General features: G+C 58.0%; 18 protein-coding genes. 5 read left to right on the top strand and 13 right to left on the bottom strand.

What is annotated here, in order from left to right; translation table 11 throughout:
• Positions 1-6 precede the first annotated feature (6 nt).
• The 10 genes from ACODTD_RS11710 to rpmH form a co-directional block, all read right to left on the bottom strand.
• Positions 7-414, bottom strand: coding sequence for a F0F1 ATP synthase subunit I (locus ACODTD_RS11710; protein WP_201819687.1), 408 nt, complete (start codon positions 412-414; stop codon positions 7-9).
• A 148-nt stretch (positions 415-562) separates the two neighbouring features.
• On the bottom strand, positions 563-1,435 hold the full coding sequence (locus ACODTD_RS11705) for a ParB/RepB/Spo0J family partition protein (RefSeq protein WP_011336720.1): 873 nt from the start codon (positions 1,433-1,435) through the stop codon (positions 563-565).
• A gap of 9 nt (positions 1,436-1,444) precedes the next feature.
• Positions 1,445-2,242, bottom strand: a complete 798-nt coding sequence (locus ACODTD_RS11700; RefSeq protein ID WP_007954142.1) for a ParA family protein — start codon at positions 2,240-2,242, stop codon at positions 1,445-1,447.
• An 18-nt stretch (positions 2,243-2,260) separates the two neighbouring features.
• Positions 2,261-2,905 carry a 16S rRNA (guanine(527)-N(7))-methyltransferase RsmG gene (gene rsmG / locus ACODTD_RS11695; protein WP_201819684.1) on the bottom strand — a complete coding sequence of 215 codons (645 nt, stop codon included), beginning with the start codon at positions 2,903-2,905 and terminating at the stop codon, positions 2,261-2,263.
• The gene (mnmG, locus tag ACODTD_RS11690; protein WP_011336722.1) at positions 2,902-4,800 is read right to left on the bottom strand and encodes a tRNA uridine-5-carboxymethylaminomethyl(34) synthesis enzyme MnmG; all 1,899 of its coding nucleotides are present in this window, start codon (positions 4,798-4,800) and stop codon (positions 2,902-2,904) included. Before mnmG ends, rsmG begins: the two co-directional genes overlap by 4 nt.
• A 552-nt stretch (positions 4,801-5,352) precedes the next feature.
• Positions 5,353-6,723, bottom strand: coding sequence for a tRNA uridine-5-carboxymethylaminomethyl(34) synthesis GTPase MnmE (gene mnmE / locus ACODTD_RS11685; protein WP_489104854.1), 1,371 nt, complete (start codon positions 6,721-6,723; stop codon positions 5,353-5,355).
• 82 nt (positions 6,724-6,805) lie between these two features.
• Positions 6,806-8,488, bottom strand: a complete 1,683-nt coding sequence (gene yidC, locus ACODTD_RS11680) for a membrane protein insertase YidC (RefSeq protein WP_489104853.1) — start codon at positions 8,486-8,488, stop codon at positions 6,806-6,808.
• A gap of 2 nt (positions 8,489-8,490) precedes the next feature.
• Positions 8,491-8,736, bottom strand: a complete 246-nt coding sequence (yidD, locus tag ACODTD_RS11675) for a membrane protein insertion efficiency factor YidD (RefSeq protein ID WP_221615836.1) — start codon at positions 8,734-8,736, stop codon at positions 8,491-8,493.
• The gene (gene rnpA, locus ACODTD_RS11670) at positions 8,729-9,130 is read right to left on the bottom strand and encodes a ribonuclease P protein component (RefSeq protein ID WP_011336726.1); all 402 of its coding nucleotides are present in this window, start codon (positions 9,128-9,130) and stop codon (positions 8,729-8,731) included. The genes yidD and rnpA overlap by 8 nt, the downstream gene beginning before the upstream one ends.
• A 16-nt stretch (positions 9,131-9,146) precedes the next feature.
• Complete coding sequence (gene rpmH / locus ACODTD_RS11665) at positions 9,147-9,281, bottom strand: 50S ribosomal protein L34 (protein ID WP_003213577.1); 135 nt, start codon at positions 9,279-9,281, stop codon at positions 9,147-9,149.
• A gap of 568 nt (positions 9,282-9,849) precedes the next feature.
• On the opposite strand from rpmH, the gene dnaA reads away from it, so the two are divergent.
• From dnaA to gyrB, 4 genes are read left to right on the top strand one after another with little or no spacing between them, the layout of a single operon-like run.
• Positions 9,850-11,373: a chromosomal replication initiator protein DnaA gene (gene dnaA, locus ACODTD_RS11660; RefSeq protein WP_221615837.1), complete on the top strand. Its 1,524-nt coding sequence runs from the start codon at positions 9,850-9,852 to the stop codon at positions 11,371-11,373.
• A 39-nt stretch (positions 11,374-11,412) separates the two neighbouring features.
• Positions 11,413-12,516: a DNA polymerase III subunit beta gene (gene dnaN / locus ACODTD_RS11655; RefSeq protein ID WP_011331733.1), complete on the top strand. Its 1,104-nt coding sequence runs from the start codon at positions 11,413-11,415 to the stop codon at positions 12,514-12,516.
• Between the two features lie 14 nt (positions 12,517-12,530).
• A complete protein-coding gene (gene recF, locus ACODTD_RS11650; RefSeq protein ID WP_003220208.1) occupies positions 12,531-13,634 on the top strand; it encodes a DNA replication/repair protein RecF in 1,104 nt (367 codons plus the stop codon).
• Positions 13,635-13,639: 5 nt separating this feature from the next.
• Positions 13,640-16,057, top strand: a complete 2,418-nt coding sequence (gyrB, locus tag ACODTD_RS11645) for a DNA topoisomerase (ATP-hydrolyzing) subunit B (RefSeq protein ID WP_011331734.1) — start codon at positions 13,640-13,642, stop codon at positions 16,055-16,057.
• A gap of 62 nt (positions 16,058-16,119) precedes the next feature.
• Here gyrB and ACODTD_RS11640 read toward each other — a convergent pair whose 3' ends face one another.
• The gene (locus ACODTD_RS11640; RefSeq protein WP_011331735.1) at positions 16,120-16,836 is read right to left on the bottom strand and encodes a response regulator transcription factor; all 717 of its coding nucleotides are present in this window, start codon (positions 16,834-16,836) and stop codon (positions 16,120-16,122) included.
• A 164-nt stretch (positions 16,837-17,000) separates the two neighbouring features.
• Here ACODTD_RS11640 and ACODTD_RS11635 point away from each other — a divergent pair, with 164 nt between their 5' ends.
• The gene (locus ACODTD_RS11635; protein ID WP_489104852.1) at positions 17,001-18,542 is read left to right on the top strand and encodes a sensor histidine kinase; all 1,542 of its coding nucleotides are present in this window, start codon (positions 17,001-17,003) and stop codon (positions 18,540-18,542) included.
• A gap of 157 nt (positions 18,543-18,699) precedes the next feature.
• On the opposite strand, the gene ACODTD_RS11630 is transcribed toward ACODTD_RS11635, so the two are convergent.
• Together ACODTD_RS11630 and gmhB are read right to left on the bottom strand one after the other, a co-directional pair.
• Positions 18,700-19,479: a lysophospholipid acyltransferase family protein gene (locus ACODTD_RS11630; RefSeq protein WP_041475091.1), complete on the bottom strand. Its 780-nt coding sequence runs from the start codon at positions 19,477-19,479 to the stop codon at positions 18,700-18,702.
• 82 nt (positions 19,480-19,561) lie between these two features.
• On the bottom strand, positions 19,562-20,101 hold the full coding sequence (gene gmhB, locus ACODTD_RS11625) for a D-glycero-beta-D-manno-heptose 1,7-bisphosphate 7-phosphatase (RefSeq protein WP_181457848.1): 540 nt from the start codon (positions 20,099-20,101) through the stop codon (positions 19,562-19,564).
• Positions 20,102-20,104: the final 3 nt, after the last annotated feature.

The following is a 20,104-nucleotide window of genomic DNA, read 5'->3' as shown; positions in this document are numbered from 1 at the left end:
AACGCCCTAAGGTCTCGAAAGTCTTGTTCTCATCAGCAGGGGAGCGAACCAGCTGACCGACTGAGTCAGCACGAAGGCGCCGAATACAGCGATCGGCGCCAGTGGCTTCACACCTGCAAACACCAGTGCAAACAGCACTGCCGTCAAAATCAGTTTGCCTGCCTCGCCGGCATAGAAAGACCGGACGATGGACTGGGCTGCTCGGGCGCCGGAAAACCGAAATGCCTTGTGAGCGAAATAAACATTGGGCAGCAAGGCTATCAGGCCTCCGCAAAGTCCCGAGTATCCGGCAACGACTCCGTGCCATTGCCAGAGCGCCAAAGCGCCAATGAGCAAAATGACAAATTGAGCCATCAACACCGGAAAAACCGCCAGGCGATGGAACGGCAGGCGGTTTGGCTTGCGGGTTTCCATCACTATTGCTCTCCAATGGTCGGCTGCCGAAATTCAATAACTTGGCATAATTTGTGCCGACAAAATGCGCGCAGAGTATAGGGGCGGTTCTGCCCCTATTCAACTGTCAGGTAGTGATTTCCGACTGCGCGCTACAAGAGGAATTGTTTCAGCGGATGTGTGCGAGCACACCTTGAAGCTCGTCGAGGGAGTTGTAACCGATCACCAACTGACCCTTTCCCTTCTTGCCGTGGCGGATCTGCACCGCAGAGCCTAGGCGCTCGGCCAGACGCTGTTCGAGGCGGGCGATATCCGGGTCAGGTTTGGCAGGCTCTACCGGCTCCGGTTTGCCACTCAACCATTGGCGAACCAGTGCCTCAGTTTGGCGCACGGTGAGACCGCGTGCGACAACATGTCGCGCCCCTTCCACCTGCTGATTGTCCGGCAGACCGAGCAATGCACGGGCATGACCCATCTCCAGGTCGCCGTGGGACAACATGGTCTTGATCACTTCCGGCAGCGCAATCAGGCGCAACAGGTTGGCCACGGTGACGCGGGACTTACCCACAGCCTCGGCAACCTGTTGTTGAGTAAGCTGGAATTCCTGCTGCAGGCGCTGCAGGGCCACCGCTTCTTCAATCGGGTTCAGGTCTTCGCGCTGGATGTTCTCGATCAGCGCAATGGCGATCGCCGTTTCATCCGGCACGTCGCGGACCATCGCAGGAATGGTTTCCTGGCCGGCCTGCTGACTGGCGCGCCAGCGACGTTCGCCGGCAATGATTTCAAAACGACCACCACCAATCGGGCGAACCACGATCGGCTGCATTACGCCCTGGGCCTTGATCGACTGCGCCAGCTCTTCCAGCGCCTGCGGATCCATGTCCCGGCGTGGCTGATACTTGCCGCGCTGCAGCAGGTCCAGCGGCAGGTGCTGCAACTCACGGCTGTCGGCCTGCGCCGCTTGTTCTTCCAGCGAGCTGACAGTCGGACCGCTCAGCAGTGCATCCAGTCCTCGTCCGAGACCTCGTTTCTTGACGGCCATGGGGATTCCTTAAGTTGGCTGAGCGGCGGCGATGCGTGAATTTTTGCGCTGACGGCGAACCATCTCGCCCGCCAGGGCCAGATAGGCCAGCGCGCCACGCGATTGCTTGTCGTAGGCCAGCGCCGGCATGCCGTAGCTCGGGGCTTCAGCCAGACGGATGTTGCGCGGGATCACCGTGTCGTACAGCTGATCGCCAAAGTGTTCCTTGAGCTGGGCCGAGACGTCGTTCATCAGACTCAGGCGCGGGTCGTACATGGTCCGCAGCAGGCCTTCGACTTTCAGGTTCGGGTTCAGCAGTTCGGCGATGCGCTTGATGTTATCCACAAGGTCGCTCAGACCTTCGAGCGCAAAGTACTCGCACTGCATGGGGATAATGACCCCGTCAGCGGCGACGAGTGCGTTCAGTGTGAGCATCGACAGCGACGGCGGGCAGTCGATCAGGATGTAATCGTAGTTTTCACGAATCGGCGCCAGCGCGCTGCGCAGACGGCTTTCCTTCATCTGCATTTCCAGCAACACCACTTCGGCCGCCGTCAGGTCGCGGTTGGCCGGGAGCAGTTGATAACCGCCGTGTTCCGAATAATGCATGGCCTGGGCCAGATCGCATTCGCCGATCAGGAGGTCGTAGACCGAGTTTTCCAGGCCATGTTTATCCACACCGCTACCCATGGTGGCGTTGCCCTGTGGATCAAGATCGATCAACAGCACCCGGCGCTTGGTCGCGACCAGGGATGCTGCGAGGTTGATACAGGTGGTGGTCTTGCCCACACCACCCTTCTGGTTCGCTATCGCGAATACCTTAGCCATTCTTGCTTGTGTTCCCAATCATGCCGTGCGGCGCAGTATCAGCAGATGGCGTTGGCCTTGGCAACCGGGTACGGCCAGGGCGTGTTCGCTATCGAGTTTGAAGTCTGCCGGCAATGCTACCAGCTCATCGGCCGGATGAACGCCCTTCATTGCCAGCCAGCGCGTATCGGCGTCGCCGAGGTGGCGAGTCCAGTTGGTGAAGTTCTCCATGCTGCTGAACGCCCGGGAAATGATCCCGTTGAACGGCTGTGCAGGCTGAAACGCTTCGACGCGACTGTGGATAACTTGCAGGTTATCCAGTTTGAGTTCGAGTTTGACCTGGGTCAGGAAGCGGGTTTTCTTGCCGTTGCTGTCCAGGCAGGTCACTTGCGAGTCCGGATACAGGATCGCCAGAGGGATCCCTGGCATGCCGCCGCCGCTGCCGACATCCAGCCAGCGGCCGTTTTCGATGAACGACATCACGCTGAGGCTATCGAGCAAGTGACGGGACACCATTTCGTCCGGATCGCGAACGGCGGTCAGGTTGTAGGCCTGGTTCCATTTGATCAACAGGGCCAGATAACCCAGCAGCAATTCGTGCTGGGTTTCAGTGAGATTGACACCGAGCGTGCGGGCTCCTGTGGATAACTCTTCGGCGTGTTGCGAGGTGACCTTAGAACTCAAGCGCTTTGCTCCAACTGACGGCCCGCGCCGCGTTTTTTCAAGTGAATCATCAACAGCGAAATCGCTGCCGGGGTCACGCCGGGGATCCGCGAAGCCTGGCCAAGCGTCTCGGGACGCGTGGCGCCCAGCTTGCTCTGGATCTCCTTGGAGAGACCGGAAATGTTGGTGTAATCGATATCCACAGGCAGTTTCGTGTCTTCGCTGGCGCGCAGACGGGCGATTTCGTCCTGTTGACGGTCGATGTAACCGGCGTATTTGGTCTTGATCTCGACCTGTTCGGCCACCTGTGGATCTTCGGCGCCAAGTCCGGTCACTTCGACCAGACCAGCGTAGTCGATTTCCGGACGGCTCAAGAGATTGAGCAAGTTGTATTCGTGAGTCAGCGGCGTGCCGAACTTCTCGGCAATCGCATCGCCCTGCTGAGTGCCCGGGCGAACCCAGGTGCTTTTCAGGCGCTGCTCTTCGAGTTCGATGCTTTCACGTTTCTTGCAGAACGCCGCCCAGCGCGCATCATCGACCAGACCCAGTTCGCGACCTTTTTCGGTCAGACGCAGGTCCGCATTGTCCTCACGCAGGATCAGGCGGTACTCGGCGCGGGAAGTGAACATGCGGTACGGCTCTTGGGTACCGAGGGTGATCAGGTCGTCGACCAATACCCCGATGTACGCTTCATCGCGACGCGGGCACCAGGCTTCTTTGCCTTTCGCACGCAGTGCAGCGTTCGCGCCAGCCAGCAACCCCTGAGCACCGGCTTCTTCGTAACCGGTGGTGCCGTTGATCTGGCCAGCGAAGAACAGACCGCCGATGACTTTGGTTTCCAGGCTGTACTTCAGGTCGCGCGGATCGAAGTAGTCGTACTCGATCGCATAACCCGGACGCACGATGTGTGCGTTTTCCATGCCGCGGATCGATTGCACGATCTGCAATTGCACGTCGAACGGCAGGCTTGTGGATATCCCGTTCGGATACAACTCATGGGTGGTCAGGCCTTCCGGCTCGATGAACACCTGATGGCTTTCCTTGTCGGCAAAGCGGTGGATCTTGTCTTCGATCGACGGGCAATAACGCGGGCCGATGCCTTCGATTTCGCCTGCAGCGGAATACATCGGCGAACGGTCGAGGTTCGCGGCAATGATTTCGTGGGTGCGCGCGTTGGTGTGGGTGATCCAGCAACTGACTTGCCGTGGATGCTGTTCCTTGTTGCCCATGAACGACATCACCGGGATCGGCGTATCGCCTGGTTGCTCGGTCATCACCGAGAAATCCACAGACTTGCCGTCGATACGCGGTGGCGTACCGGTTTTCAGGCGACCTACGCGCAGCGGCAGTTCGCGCAGACGATGCGCCAGGGCGATCGACGGTGGATCTCCGGCACGACCGCCGGAAAAATTCTGCAAACCGATGTGGATAAGTCCGCCCAGGAACGTACCGGTGGTCAACACCACGGAATCCGCGAAGAAACGCAGACCCATTTGGGTGACAACACCGCGTACTTGTTCCTGCTCGACGATCAGGTCGTCAGCGGCTTGTTGAAATATCCACAGGTTCGGCTGGTTTTCCAGAATTTCGCGGACAGCGGCCTTGTAAAGAATACGGTCGGCTTGCGCACGGGTTGCACGTACGGCCGGGCCTTTGCGGCTGTTCAATACGCGAAACTGGATACCGCCCAGATCGGTGGCCATGGCCATCGCGCCGCCGAGGGCATCGATTTCCTTGACCAGATGGCTTTTGCCAATGCCGCCGATGGCCGGGTTGCAGCTCATGGCACCGAGGGTTTCCACGTTGTGCGTCAGCAAAAGGGTTTTTGCACCCATACGTGCTGAGGCCAGTGCTGCCTCGGTACCGGCATGACCGCCGCCGATGACGATCACTTCAAAACGGGAAGGGAAATCCACCACGCACCTCGTGCCTGCTTAAGTAGGTCATTCAGGAATAGTTTGAGATCAGGTTTCTGGACCTGGTCGGCAAGTATAGGGACTTCGCCCTTCCTAAAGAACCCTTTGCACAAAATTTAACCAGCTGTGGATAACTCGCGATTAAAAGAATAAAAAAGAGAGAAATTTATAAAACCTTTGTTTTAAAGCTTATTCTTACTGCCCATGCTTTCTGTGGATAGATTTCTACAGACCTTTATTTTCAACGTGTACAGAGATTCAAAACCCTGTGTCCATGTGACCATGAGGCCCTTGGATAACCGGTGTAAGCCTGTGGATGAATGAGATGGTTATCCACAGCGGCAGTTATGTTCAGTTTTCAGGCCCTGTTATCAACTGCCCTTAGCGGCAGTTATTCACAGGGCTTAATCCACAGAAATCGGATGAATGAAGGAATTGCGGACACGGAAAATCTACTCAGGAATAGAAATCTGTCCGGCACTGGAGGAAGGAAATACGAGGGAGGGAGAACAGACAGGTCGCGAACGGACCTGTCTGTGGACAACGGAAGGGTTATTTACCGATGCAGAAGCTGGAAAAGATTCGTCCCAGCAAATCATCTGAACTGAAGGCGCCGGTGATTTCCCCAAGAGACTGTTGGGCCTGACGCAGGTTTTCGGCCAGCAGCTCACCAGCACCCGCCAACGTCAGTTGGGCACGTCCATGTTCCAGGGCATCACTGGCATGACGCAGGGCTTCCAGGTGCCGGCGGCGTGCGCTGAAGCTGCTTTCCGATGTTTGTTCGTAGCCCATGCAAGCCTTGAGGTGATCACGCAGCAGATCCAGACCCTCTCCCGCAGATTTGGCGCTCAGGCTGATCGTCACATGGCCATCGTCACTGACTTCCAAGGCAATGGGCTCACCCGTGAGATCGGCCTTGTTACGGATCAATGTAACCTTCGCCGGATCCGGTCGGGTTTCGAGGAATTCCGGCCACAGGGCGAACGGATCAGCGGCCTCAGGCGCCGTGGCATCGACGACCAGCAGTACTCGATCAGCCTCGCCGATGGCTTTCAACGCTCGTTCAACGCCGATCTTTTCCACATGATCATCGGTATCACGCAGACCTGCGGTATCCACGACATGCAGCGGCATGCCATCGATGTGGATATGTTCACGCAGGATATCCCGAGTGGTACCGGCGATTTCGGTCACGATCGCGGCTTCACGGCCGGCCAGTGCATTCAGCAGACTGGATTTGCCGGCATTCGGACGACCGGCAATCACCACGGTCATGCCGTCACGCAGCAACGCACCCTGCCCGGCTTCGCGCAATACGGTGGATAACTCGTTACGAACCTTGTCGAGCATGCTCAGGACATGGCCATCGGCGAGGAAGTCGATTTCTTCTTCCGGGAAGTCGATGGCGGCCTCGACATAAATCCGCAAACCGATCAGCTGTTCGGTGAGGTTATGCACACGTTGGGAAAATGCACCTTGCAACGAACGCAGAGCGTTTCTCGCGGCCTGTGCAGAACTGGCTTCGATCAGGTCGGCAATGGCCTCGGCCTGGGCCAGGTCGAGTTTGTCATTAAGGAATGCTCTTTCGCTGAACTCACCGGGCCGCGCGAGACGGCAGCCCAATTCCAGACAACGCTTGAGCAACATGTCGAGGACGATCGGACCACCGTGGCCCTGCAGTTCCAGTACGTCTTCGCCAGTGAACGAGTTCGGCCCGGGGAAATACAGCGCCAGGCCTTCATCCAGCACCTGTTGATTGTCACTGAAGAACGGGCCGTAGTGGGCAAACCGCGGTTTCAGCTCGCGGCCGCTGATGGCTTTGGCCGCAACACTGGCCAGCGGCCCGGAAATTCGAACGATGCCCACGCCGCCACGGCCCTGGGCGGTGGCGACAGCTGCGATGGTTTCACGAGGTGCGCTCATAAACCGGTATCCAGAACAAAAATGGCAGATAGCAAAACGCCCCACTAGGGGGCGTTTTGAGTGGTGTTATCCACAGAGTAAGTTACGCCTCGGCTTTTTTCGTCGCCGCTTCGATCTTACGCGTGATGTACCACTGTTGGGCAATCGACAGGCAGTTGTTCACAACCCAGTACAGCACCAGACCTGCCGGGAACCACAGGAAGAAGAAGGTGAAGATGATTGGCATCATTTTCATCACCTTGGCCTGCATCGGATCCGGAGGTGTAGGGTTCAGACGCTGCTGGATGAACATGGTCGCGCCCATGATGATCGGCAGGATGAAGAACGGATCCTTGATCGACAGGTCGGTAATCCACAGCATGAACGGCGCCTGGCGCATTTCCACGCTTTCCAGCAGAACCCAGTACAGGGAAAGGAAAACCGGCATCTGCACCAGGATCGGCAAGCAGCCGCCCAGCGGATTGATCTTCTCTTTCTTGTACAGCTCCATCATGGCTTGCGACATTTTCTGCCGGTCATCGCCATGTTGCTCTTTCAGTGCAGCCAGTTTCGGAGCCACGGCGCGCATGCGGGCCATCGACTTGTAGCTGGCGGCCGACAGAGGGAAGAAGATCCCTTTGATCAGCATGGTCAGGAAGATGATCGACCAGCCCCAGTTGCCGACGATGCTGTGGATATGTTGCAGCAGCCAGAAGATTGGCTGGGCAATGAACCACAGAATGCCGTAGTCGACGGTCAATTCCAGACCAGGGGACAACTCTTTCAGCACCGCCTGGCTTTTCGGACCGGCGTACAGAACAGCGCTGGTTTCGACTTTCGCACCCGGTGCAGCGGTCAGCGAAGGACCGGTGTAACCGATGATGTAGTTGCCTTTGCTGTCTTTACGGGTCTGGACGATGTTGTTTTCGCCCTTCGGAGCAACCCATGCAGTCACGAAGTAGTGTTGCAGCCAGGCTACCCAGCCACCGGTGACGGTTTCCTTGAGCTGAGCCTTGTCCATGTCCTTCATGGACACTTTCTTGTATGGCTCGGAACTTGTCCACAGGGCGGCGCCCAGGTAGGTCGCGGTACCGGTAGCAGTCGTGGAAGAAGGATCGGCGCTGGCGTCGCGTTTCAGCTGGGCGAACATCGAACCGGACCAAGGCTGAGCGCTCTGGTTGTCGATCAGATAGGTCACGGTCACGTCATACAGGCCACGTTTCAGAGTGAAACGCTTGATGTAATTGACGCCGTCCTTGCTGAATTTCAGGTCGACGACCAGTTGGTCCTGACCGTCAGCCAGTTGATAAGTCTTCTTCTCCGAAGAGTAGATCGGGCGACCGGCCGGGTTTGCATCCGGACCGTTGGTGCCAATCAGACCGCTCTGTGCCAGATAGGTACGTTCGCCACCGTTGTCGAACAGCTGGAACGGAACGTCCGGACGATCCTGACGACGTGGATACAGCGGCAAGGTCAACTGAGCAACATCACCACCTTGTGGATCGATCGACAGATCGAGCACGTCGGTCTTGATCTGGATCAGATCCTTGCTGGCGGCGACCGGCGTTTCGGCAGGTGCGCTGGTATCGCTTGCGGCACGCGGAATATCGTCACTGGCGGGGGCGTTATTGCCAGTGGCGGTGTCCGGCAAACCGGATGTAGTCGTACTGGAAGCAACATTCTGAGTCGGCAGGGCAGCCTGGCCGTAGTCCTGGTTCCATTTAAGGACCATGACGTAGGACACGATTGCCAGGGCGACGATCAGGATCGTGCGTTTGATATCCATGATTACTCGGCCATCGAAGAAGAACGGGAGGTAGGGATAGGTGGAACCGGGTCATAACCACCGGAATTCCACGGATGACAGCGACCTAAACGACGAAAGGTCAGCCAGCCACCGCGCAGAAGGCCATGATTTTCGATGGCTTCATACGCGTAGCAAGAACAACTGGGGTAGAAACGACAGTGACTGGCCATCAGGGGACTAATGGCATAGCGATAAAACTGGATCGGAACGAGTGCCAGTTTACGCATCTGGACTGTCTACCCCTACAGTTTCGGTTTTGACTGCTGGTACCGGCTTGTTGCGTGCCAGACGCTTCCAGAGTTTGCCGAAATGCTGAATCAATTCGGGGTTTTCTACGTCACCCAAACCTTTGCGCGCGACGATAACAATGTCCCAGCCGACCAGTGAATCCTGGTGCAGGCGAAACGATTCGCGCATCAGACGTTTGAGGCGATTGCGCTCGACGGAGAGCTTGACGCTCTTTTTCCCGATAACCAGCCCGAGACGGGGGTGATCGAGATCGTTGTTGCGCGCAAGGAGCAGGAGATTTTTCCCCGGAACCTTGCCGGTAGGGGAGTCAAAGACTGCCTTGAAATGCCGGGGAGTAAGCAGACGCTTTTCCCGACTGAAGTCCTGACTCACCTCCAGTGCCGGATTATCAAACTGCCAGACGTGCGCGGCCTTTGGCGCGACGACGCGACAGTACGGCACGACCGTTCTTGGTAGCCATGCGAGCACGGAAACCGTGGGTACGAGCGCGTTTGATAGTGCTTGGTTGGAAAGTACGTTTCATGTCGTGTTACCTGGTTCGTCCACAACGGGCCGGAATGGCCCCCGTTTTAAGAGACCGGGGATTCTAGAGAAAGCAAGCCAATAGGTCAATTTCCAACCAACGTTTCCTTATAAATAGATCTTCGGAGCTGCCGGGACCTGATTACCCGGTTTGCCAAAGATAAAAATAAAGAAGGGAATTATTTAAAGCTTTTCTGTAAAGCTTGTAAAAGCTAGGAACGCCACTGTCTGTGGATAACTTGCTCAAGGCCTTGTTTCAAGCGATGTACAGAGAATGACAACTACAGTGGAAAACCGTGTTCAGCCTGTGCTGCGCTGTCGGATAACCTGTGTGTGGAAAGGGTTGTTATCCACAGGCTGGTTATCCACCGACTTTCGCGCCCAGTTGTCCAGTGTGCTCAGATAGGGTTATCCACAGAGCTTATACACACACCGTCGGTCGCCTTTTTCTCGTTTAACGCATTGATAAATCATGTCCACCGGGCAACCTGCATGTGGATAAGTGGACGACTGGCCGCTACAATGGCCGCTTGTTTTTGCCTCACCGGCTTTCAACTTAGGGGATATCCGTGTCAGTGGAACTTTGGCAGCAGTGCGTGGAGCTTTTGCGCGAAGAGCTGCCTGCCCAACAATTCAACACCTGGATCCGTCCACTACAGGTCGAAGCCGAAGGCGACGAGTTGCGCGTCTACGCACCGAACCGTTTTGTTCTGGACTGGGTCAACGAAAAGTACCTGGGGCGCGTCCTTGAACTGCTGGATGAGCACGGCAACGGTCTGGCACCGTCGCTCTCCTTGTTAATAGGCAGCAAACGCAGTTCGGCACCGCGTGCCGCACCGAATGCGCCATTGGCTGCTGCGCAAGTGTCCCAGGCTCAGGCCAACGCGGCGCCGGCCAGCGCACCAGCGCCAGCCCATACGCCTGCACCGACCAAGCGTTCGACGCAGAAAACCGAAGAAATCAGTGAAGAACCGTCCCGTGACAGCTTCGATCCGATGGCTGGTGCCGCTTCGCAACAGGCGCCGGTTCGCGCCGAACAGCGCACCGTGCAGGTCGAAGGCGCGCTCAAGCACACCAGCTACCTCAACCGCACCTTCACCTTCGAAAACTTCGTCGAAGGTAAATCCAACCAGCTCGCTCGTGCGGCGGCCTGGCAAGTGGCAGACAACCCGAAGCACGGCTACAACCCGCTCTTCCTTTATGGAGGCGTAGGTCTTGGTAAGACTCACTTGATGCACGCGGTGGGTAACCACCTATTAAAGAAGAACCCGAATGCCAAGGTCGTGTACTTGCATTCCGAGCGTTTCGTGGCTGACATGGTCAAGGCGCTGCAACTGAACGCGATCAACGAGTTCAAGCGTTTCTACCGTTCGGTGGACGCTCTGCTGATCGACGACATTCAGTTCTTCGCCCGCAAGGAACGTTCCCAGGAAGAGTTTTTCCACACCTTCAACGCCCTGCTTGAAGGTGGCCAGCAGGTCATTCTCACCAGTGACCGCTACCCGAAAGAAATCGAAGGCCTTGAAGAGCGCCTCAAATCCCGCTTCGGCTGGGGCCTGACGGTTGCCGTCGAGCCGCCGGAGCTGGAAACCCGCGTAGCGATCTTGATGAAGAAGGCCGACCAGGCCAAAGTCGAGTTGCCACACGATGCGGCGTTCTTCATTGCCCAGCGCATTCGCTCTAACGTCCGTGAGCTGGAAGGCGCGCTGAAACGCGTGATCGCCCACTCGCACTTCATGGGCCGCGACATCACCATCGAGTTGATTCGCGAATCCCTGAAAGACCTCTTGGCGCTGCAGGACAAACTGGTCTCTGTGGATAACATTCAGCGCACAGTCGCCGAGTACTACAAGATCAAGATCTCCGACTTGCTGTCCAAACGCCGCTCGCGTTCGGTCGCTCGTCCGCGTCAGGTGGCCATGGCATTGTCCAAGGAACTGACCAACCACAGCCTGCCGGAAATCGGCGATGTGTTTGGCGGCCGCGACCACACGACCGTGTTGCACGCCTGCCGCAAGATCAACGAACTTAAGGAATCCGACGCGGACATCCGCGAGGACTACAAGAACCTGCTGCGTACACTGACCACTTGATGAACACCAGCGCAGCTTATTAAGGCAAGGGACTAGACCATGCATTTCACCATTCAACGCGAAGCCCTGTTGAAACCCCTGCAACTGGTCGCAGGCGTCGTCGAGCGCCGACAGACCTTGCCGGTACTGTCCAACGTGCTGCTGGTTGTCGATGGCCAACAACTGTCGCTGACCGGTACCGACCTGGAAGTCGAGCTGGTCGGTCGCGTGCAACTCGAGGAGCCGGCTGAAACAGGTTCCATCACCGTGCCGGCGCGCAAGCTGATGGACATCTGCAAGAGCCTGCCGAACGATGCGCTGATCGACATCAAGGTCGACGAGCAGAAGCTGGTGGTGAAAGCCGGCCGTAGCCGCTTCACCCTCTCGACGCTGCCGGCCAACGACTTCCCGACTGTGGAAGAAGGCCCGGGGTCGCTGACTACCAGTCTGGAACAGAGCAAGCTGCGTCGCCTGATCGAACGCACCAGTTTCGCCATGGCCCAGCAGGACGTGCGTTACTACCTCAACGGCATGTTGCTGGAAGTGTCGACCGGTGTGATCCGTGCCGTGGCTACCGACGGTCACCGTCTGGCCATGTGCTCGATGCAGGCCGACATCGGCCAGCAGGATCGCCACCAGGTGATCGTGCCGCGCAAAGGTATTCTCGAACTGGCACGTCTGCTCACCGAGCCGGACGGCAACGTCAGCATCGTCCTGGGCCAGCACCACATCCGTGCGACCACCGGCGAATTCACCTTCACCTCGAAACTGGTCGACGGCAAGTTCCCGGACTACGAGCGCGTTCTGCCAAAAGGTGGCGACAAGCTGGTACTGGGCGATCGTCAGGCGCTGCGTGAAGCGTTCAGCCGTACCGCGATTCTGTCCAACGAGAAGTACCGCGGTATCCGTCTGCAACTGGCCAGCGGTCAGTTGAAGATCCAGGCCAACAACCCGGAGCAGGAAGAAGCGGAAGAAGAAGTAGGCGTGGAATACAACGGCGGCTCCCTGGAAATCGGCTTCAACGTCAGCTATCTGCTGGACGTGCTGGGCGTGATGACCACCGAGCAGGTTCGTCTGATCCTGTCCGACTCCAACAGCAGTGCGCTGGTGCAAGAGTCCGACAATGACGATTCGGCTTACGTTGTCATGCCGATGCGTCTGTAATCAGCTGATTCTGGATGTCGCTAAGTCGCGTCTCGGTCACCGCGGTGCGCAATCTGCACCCGGTGACCTTCTCCCCCTCCCCCCGAATCAACATTCTTTACGGCGCCAACGGCAGCGGCAAAACCAGTGTTCTGGAAGCCATTCACCTGCTGGGGCTTGCCCGTTCGTTTCGTAGCACGCGGTTGTTGCCGGTCATCCAGTACGAGCAACTCGCCTGCACCGTGTTCGGTCAGGTTGAACTTGCCGAGGGTGGCCATAGTGCATTGGGGATATCCCGCGATCGTCAGGGCGAGTTCCAGATTCGCATTGACGGTCAGAATGCACGCAGTGCGGCACAACTGGCGGAGATCCTGCCTCTGCAGTTGATCAACCCCGATAGCTTTCGCCTGCTGGAGGGGGCGCCGAAGATTCGCCGGCAGTTCCTCGACTGGGGCGTGTTCCACGTTGAACCGCGGTTCATGGCCACCTGGCAGCGTTTGCAGAAGGCCTTGCGCCAGAGAAACTCCTGGCTGCGGCATGGTACACTTGACGCCGTTTCGCAAGCGGTTTGGGACAGGGAACTGTGCCAGGCCAGCGCTGAAATCGATGAATACCGCCGCGCTTACATCAAAGCCTTGAAACCAGTCTTTGAACAAACCTTGAGCGAACTGGTTGAGCTCGAAGGTTTGACGCTCAGCTATTACCGAGGCTGGGACAAAGACCGGGAATTGAGCGCTGTACTCGCCGGATCCGTGCAACGGGACCAGCAGATGGGTCATACCCAGGCTGGGCCACAACGGGCTGACTTGCGTCTTAGATTGGGCGCACACAACGCCGCGGACATCTTGTCCCGGGGGCAGCAGAAGTTGGTGGTCTGTGCATTGCGGATTGCCCAGGGGCATCTGGTGAGTCAGGCCCGACGCGGCCAGTGTATTTATCTGGTGGATGACTTGCCGTCCGAACTGGACGAGAGCCACCGTCGCGCGCTGTGCCGTTTGCTGGAAGACTTACGCTGCCAGGTTTTTATCACCTGTGTAGATCACGAATTACTGAGGGAAGGCTGGCAGACGGAAACGCCAGTCGCTCTGTTCCACGTGGAACAGGGCCGTATCACCCAGACCCACGACCATCGGGAGTGAAGGCATTGAGCGAAGAAAATACGTACGACTCATCGAGCATTAAAGTGCTGAAAGGCCTGGATGCCGTGCGCAAACGTCCCGGTATGTACATTGGTGACACCGACGATGGCAGCGGTCTGCACCACATGGTGTTCGAGGTGGTCGACAACTCGATCGACGAAGCCCTCGCCGGCCACTGCGACGACATCAGCATCATCATCCACCCGGATGAGTCCATCACCGTTAAAGACAACGGTCGTGGCATCCCGGTAGACGTGCACAAAGAGGAAGGCGTTTCCGCCGCCGAGGTCATCATGACCGTCCTCCACGCCGGCGGTAAGTTTGACGACAACTCCTACAAGGTATCCGGTGGTCTGCACGGTGTAGGTGTTTCGGTCGTGAACGCGCTGTCTGAAGAACTGGTCCTGACCGTGCGCCGCAGCGGCAAGATCTGGGAACAGACCTACGTCCACGGCGTGCCTCAGGCACCGATGGCGATCGTTGGCGACAGCGAAACCACTGGCACCCAGATTCACTTCAAGGCTTCCAGCGAAACCTTCAAGAACATTCACTTCAGCTGGGATATCCTGGCCAAGCGCATTCGTGAACTGTCTTTCCTCAACTCCGGTGTAGGCATCGTCCTCAAGGACGAGCGCAGCGGCAAGGAAGAACTGTTCAAGTACGAAGGCGGCCTGCGTGCGTTCGTTGAATACCTGAACACCAACAAGACTGCGGTCAACCAGGTGTTCCACTTCAACATCCAGCGTGAAGACGGCATCGGCGTGGAAATCGCCCTGCAGTGGAACGACAGCTTCAACGAGAACCTGTTGTGCTTCACCAACAACATTCCGCAGCGCGACGGTGGCACTCACCTGGTGGGCTTCCGCTCGGCACTGACGCGTAACCTGAACAACTACATCGAGCAGGAAGGCCTGGCGAAGAAGCACAAAGTCGCCACCACCGGTGACGATGCCCGTGAAGGCCTGACCGCGATCATCTCGGTGAAGGTGCCGGATCCGAAGTTCAGCTCCCAGACCAAAGACAAGCTGGTTTCTTCCGAAGTGAAGACCGCGGTCGAACAGGAAATGGGCAAGTACTTCTCCGACTTCCTGCTGGAAAACCCGAACGAAGCCAAACTGGTCGTCGGCAAGATGATCGACGCTGCCCGTGCCCGTGAAGCGGCGCGCAAGGCCCGTGAGATGACCCGCCGCAAAGGCGCGCTGGACATCGCCGGCCTGCCGGGCAAGCTCGCTGACTGCCAGGAAAAAGACCCGGCGCTGTCCGAACTGTACCTCGTGGAAGGTGACTCCGCGGGCGGCTCTGCCAAGCAGGGACGTAACCGCAAGACCCAGGCCATCCTGCCGCTGAAGGGCAAGATCCTCAACGTCGAGAAAGCCCGTTTCGACAAGATGATCTCGTCCCAGGAAGTGGGCACCCTGATCACCGCGCTGGGCTGCGGTATCGGTCGCGAAGAGTACAACATCGACAAGCTGCGCTATCACAACATCATCATCATGACCGATGCTGACGTCGACGGTTCGCACATCCGTACCCTGCTGCTGACCTTCTTCTTCCGTCAGTTGCCTGAGCTGATCGAGCGTGGCTACATCTACATCGCCCAGCCGCCGCTGTACAAGGTCAAGAAAGGCAAGCAAGAGCAATACATCAAAGACGACGACGCCATGGAAGAGTACATGACGCAGTCGGCCCTGGAAGATGCGAGCCTGCACCTGAACGAAGACGCCCCGGGCATTTCCGGCGAAGCGCTGGAACGTCTGGTGAACGACTTCCGCATGGTGATGAAGACCCTCAAGCGTCTGTCGCGCCTGTACCCGCAGGAGCTGACCGAGCACTTCATCTACCTGCCGGCCGTCAGCCTGGAAATGCTCGGCGACCACGCGAAGATGCAGGACTGGCTGGCCCAGTACGAAGTCCGTCTGCGCACCGTCGAGAAGTCGGGCCTGGTCTACAAGGCCAGCCTGCGTGAAGATCGTGAACGTGGCGTTTGGCTGCCAGAGGTCGAACTGATCTCCCACGGTCTGTCGAACTATGTCACCTTTAACCGCGACTTCTTCGGCAGCAACGACTACAAGACCGTCGTCACCCTCGGCGCTCAACTGAGCACCCTTCTTGATGAAGGCGCATACATCCAGCGTGGCGAGCGTAAAAAAGCGGTCACTGAGTTCAAGGAAGCCCTGGACTGGCTGATGGCCGAAAGCACCAAGCGCCACACCATTCAGCGATACAAAGGTCTGGGCGAAATGAACCCGGATCAGCTGTGGGAAACCACCATGGACCCAAGCGTGCGCCGCATGCTGAAAGTCACCATCGAAGACGCCATTGGCGCAGACCAGATCTTCAACACCCTGATGGGTGATGCGGTCGAACCTCGCCGTGACTTCATCGAGAGCAACGCTCTGGCGGTGTCCAACCTGGATTTCTGATCCTGGTCAGCACCAACGAAAAGGCCAACGCACCAGCGTTGGCCTTTTTTATTGCCTGCGATTCACTCGCCTGCCGCCACACTCTCCAAACGATACCCATACCCATAAATCGTCAGTAACTGCCAACCCCGATCCGCCGTCAGCCCGAGCTTGTTGCGCAGGCGATAGATATGCGTGTCCAGCGGTCGCGACGTGGACATTTCTTCGTGGGGCCAGAATCGTTCGTACAGGTAATCCCGTGAAAGCGGTCGGCCAAGATTGCTGAACAGGCAGTGAGCGAGTCGATACTCGCGCTCGGTCATGACAATCGGTTTCCCGTCGCGGGTGACAGTCAGCTCGGCGTCGTCGAACACCAGGTCATTGAAACGCAGGACGTCGGCCGCGGCGTTACGTTGCAGGCTGTGCCGACGCAGTACCGCTGCAACCCGGGCTTTCAATTCATTGGGCCGAAACGGCTTGCTGACGTAATCGTCGGCCCCGGCATTCAGGGCCTGGACGATATCGCTCTCACCATCGCGGCTGGTCAGCATGATGGCCGCTGGCGGCGCTTCCATGTGTTCGCGGGTCCAGCGCAGCAGCGCCAGGCCGGTCAGGTCGGGCAATTGCCAGTCGAGGATCAGCAGGTCGAAGGTTTCTCGACGCAACTGACGCAGCAGGTCTTCACCGCTTTCGAAGCTGTGCAGTGACCAGGGCTGTCCTCCGGCCTCGGCCATTTGTTGCAGGGTCTGCTCGACCCGGCGCAGTTCGGCGGGTTCATCGTCCAGTATCGCAACGCGCATACGCGGTGGTTCCTTGTCGCTCGGGTGGTGTGCCGACCGGATCGGCTCACTCCATGCAGTGAAAGTAAGCGGCACGCCTTGGAGTGAGCCGCTATGATTCTTCGGGTCTACGTCCTCAGACCGGCCGCCTATGAAACCATTCAACCTGCCCTGCCCTGTTTCCCATGAATAACCAGCGCCGACACGAAAGCCGCGTACCCAGCCAGGTTCAGCGGTTGTTCCGGCAACTGGTGCGCGAGTGGGTGTGGATAAGTCTAGTGCTGTTGCCGCTGACTGCACTGCTTTCCTGGCGTGCGCAGATCAATTTGCATGACCCGGTGCCGTTGATGGGCGCAGGACTTTCGGTAGCCATGGTTGCGTGCGTACTTGGGTTGCTGCTGTGGCGCCCGCGACTGGCGTTATGGCTGACATTGGGCGGGATTGCCTGCGTGCTGCTGACCAGTGCAGGCCTGGCTGAAACGCGGCGTTGGTGGTCACCCACGCCTGCGGCGCTGGGCATGCTGTTCGGCTATCTGATCTGGAACTGGCGTCGCTTGAGTGTGGTGCTCACCTACTTCGGCTGGGAGTTGGCGCGGCTGGACAGTGAACCGAAAGTCTTTCCCGAACGACGTCGGGCGCAGTTTCCCAGCGCCGACCGCTTGCAGGGGCAGATCATGGCGCTTGAGCAAGCCATGAGCCGAACCCGCGATACCCGCCGATTCATTGCCGACGGGCTGGAATATCTGCCGGTCGCAACGCTGATCAGCGATCCTCGAGGACAGGTCCTGTTGGGCAATCGCAAGGCCCGGAACCTGTTCGATCACACTCTGGTGGGCGAGGATGTGCTCGATCAACTGGCGAGCCTGGGCTATCCGGAGTTGTCCACAGAGCCGCGCCCGCCACTATCCGAGCTGCCTCTGCTGGAGTTTCGTGACCACAAGGAACGTAGCCTGCGTCTGGAACGCGCCGCGTTGTTGCCAGTGGATGGCGACATACCGATTGGCTGGCTGCTGAGTCTCACTGACCTGAGCGCCGAACGCGCCGCCGAGGAACAGCGTGGCGTGCTGTTGCGCTTTCTGTCCCACGACCTGCGCGCTCCTCATTCGGCGATTCTTGCCCTGCTCGAGGTACACCGGCATCAGACGGGAACGGATTCACCGCTGTTCGAACAGATTGAGCGCCAGGTACGTCGGGCGCTGGAACTCACCGACGGCTTCGTTCTGTTGGCCCGGGCCGAGTCCGAGGCCTATCAGTTTCAACCGAGCCTGTTCGGGATGCTGGTCATGGACGTGCTGGATCAGGCGTTGCCGATCGCTCAGCAAAAGCTCATCGAGCTCTCGAGCGACATGGACGAACAATCACACGAGCGCCTGATCATGGCCGATCAGGGCTTGCTGACCCGCGCGCTGTTCAACCTGCTGGAAAATGCAATCAAGTACAGCCCGGCCGGTTCAACCGTCGATCTGCGTGTCAGCTGCCACGACGACTGGCTGCGTTGTGAACTGATTGATCAAGGCAAAGGCATCGCTGCAGAGGAACTGCCCGATCTGTTCAGCCAGTACCGGCGCTTTTCTTCTGCACAAGGTATCGACGGCGTGGGCCTGGGGTTGTCGATGGTCAAAGCCGTGGTCGATCACCATGGTGGCCGGATCGAATGCGTGAGCGTGGTTGATCGAGGCACGACGTTCCGTCTGGAGCTGCCGCTGATCGCTGAAGAGCAGGCATAAAAAAACCGGCTATATCAGCCGGTTTCCTTACTTCCGAAAAAAACTTATGCACCTTTTACGGTGTTTTATCAGATTCGGAAATATATAAATAAATCAGTCACTTAGTTTGATGATTCGGCGCTTTGCGAACAAACCGTACACAGGTTATCCACAAATCTCAGACAGCGATCTGATCGTTCGCAGCCGGTGCCTCAGGAGCCGGGGGCAGCGAGCCCATTTCCCGTTGTGTCTTCTCGTTCCACGCCTGCACCCGATCATTCAGATCGGCGATGGCGCGAGGTCCACTGCCCTCGGCGTACATAGGCTCACCAATCACCACGGTGATCACACCGGACTTTTTGCCCCAGCCGATTTTCGGCCAGAACTTGCCGGCATTGTGTGCAATCGGCAGTACCGGAAGCGCTGCATTCACCGCCAATGCGCTGCCACTGCGGGAGAACTTGCCGATGGTGCCGTGGGGAACGCGAGTGCCTTCCGGGAAGATCAGCACCCAGACATCGTCCTTGAGCAGCTCGTCACCTTTCGCCGCCACCTGCTTGAGGGCGGCTTTCGGGTTGTCGCGGTCAATCGCGATCGGCCGCAGCATGGCCATGGCCCAGCCGAAGAACGGCACGTACAGCAGTTCGCGCTTGAGCACCTGGCTCAAGGGCGAGAAATAAGCGGAGAGAAAAAACGTCTCCCACGTGCTCTGGTGGTTCGATTGAATCACGCACGGCCGGTCAGGCACGTTTTCCGCGCCTTTGACTTCGTAACGGATACCGAGAAACACCTTGGTCAACCACAAGGCGCAGCGGCACCAGTACACGTTGATGAAACGATAGCGCGCCTTGAACGACAGAAAGGGCGCGATAAAAAAGCTCAGGCTGCACCACAGCAGAGCGGTGGTGCCCAGCAGCAGGTAAAAGAGGAAGATTCTGATGGCCTGCAGTATCGACATGGCGACGTTTACCGTTACGGGCAATGCCCGACTGTTCAAGCGCACTCCCGATCAATCCCTGGTCAGGAACTTCAGAAGCACTCTAGTTGTGGATAAGTTCTGCGGCAATCGCCGCGAGATCGTCAAAAATCAGGGTGCCCACCGGCAAGGTCTTGGCCTGAGTCTTTTCGCCTTTCCCGGTCTTTACCAAAACGGGCTGTGAATCGACGGCTTTGGCGGCCTCCAGGTCACCAAGGCTGTCGCCGACGAACCAGACATTCGTCAGCGCGACGTCGTAATGCTGCGCGATGGTTCTCAACATCCCCGGTTTCGGCTTGCGGCAGTCGCAACCCTCGTCCGGCCCATGCGGGCAATACACGATCAGCCCGACTTCACCGCCCTGCTCCGCCACCAGTTCGCGCAGGCGCGCGTGCATGGCATCGAGGGTGGCGAGGTCGTAGTAGCCGCGAGCAATGCCCGACTGGTTGGTGGCGACCGCCACCGTCCAGCCGGCCTTGCTCAACTGCGCAATCGCTTCGATCGAGCCGGGCAGCGGAATCCACTCCTCCACCGACTTGATGTAAGCGTCGGAGTCGTAATTGATCACTCCGTCCCGATCGAGAATCAGCAGTTTCAACAGCAGTCC

The organism is Pseudomonas sp. FG35 (genome assembly GCF_057809295.1).
This window is presented reverse-complemented; position numbering and strand designations above follow the sequence as displayed.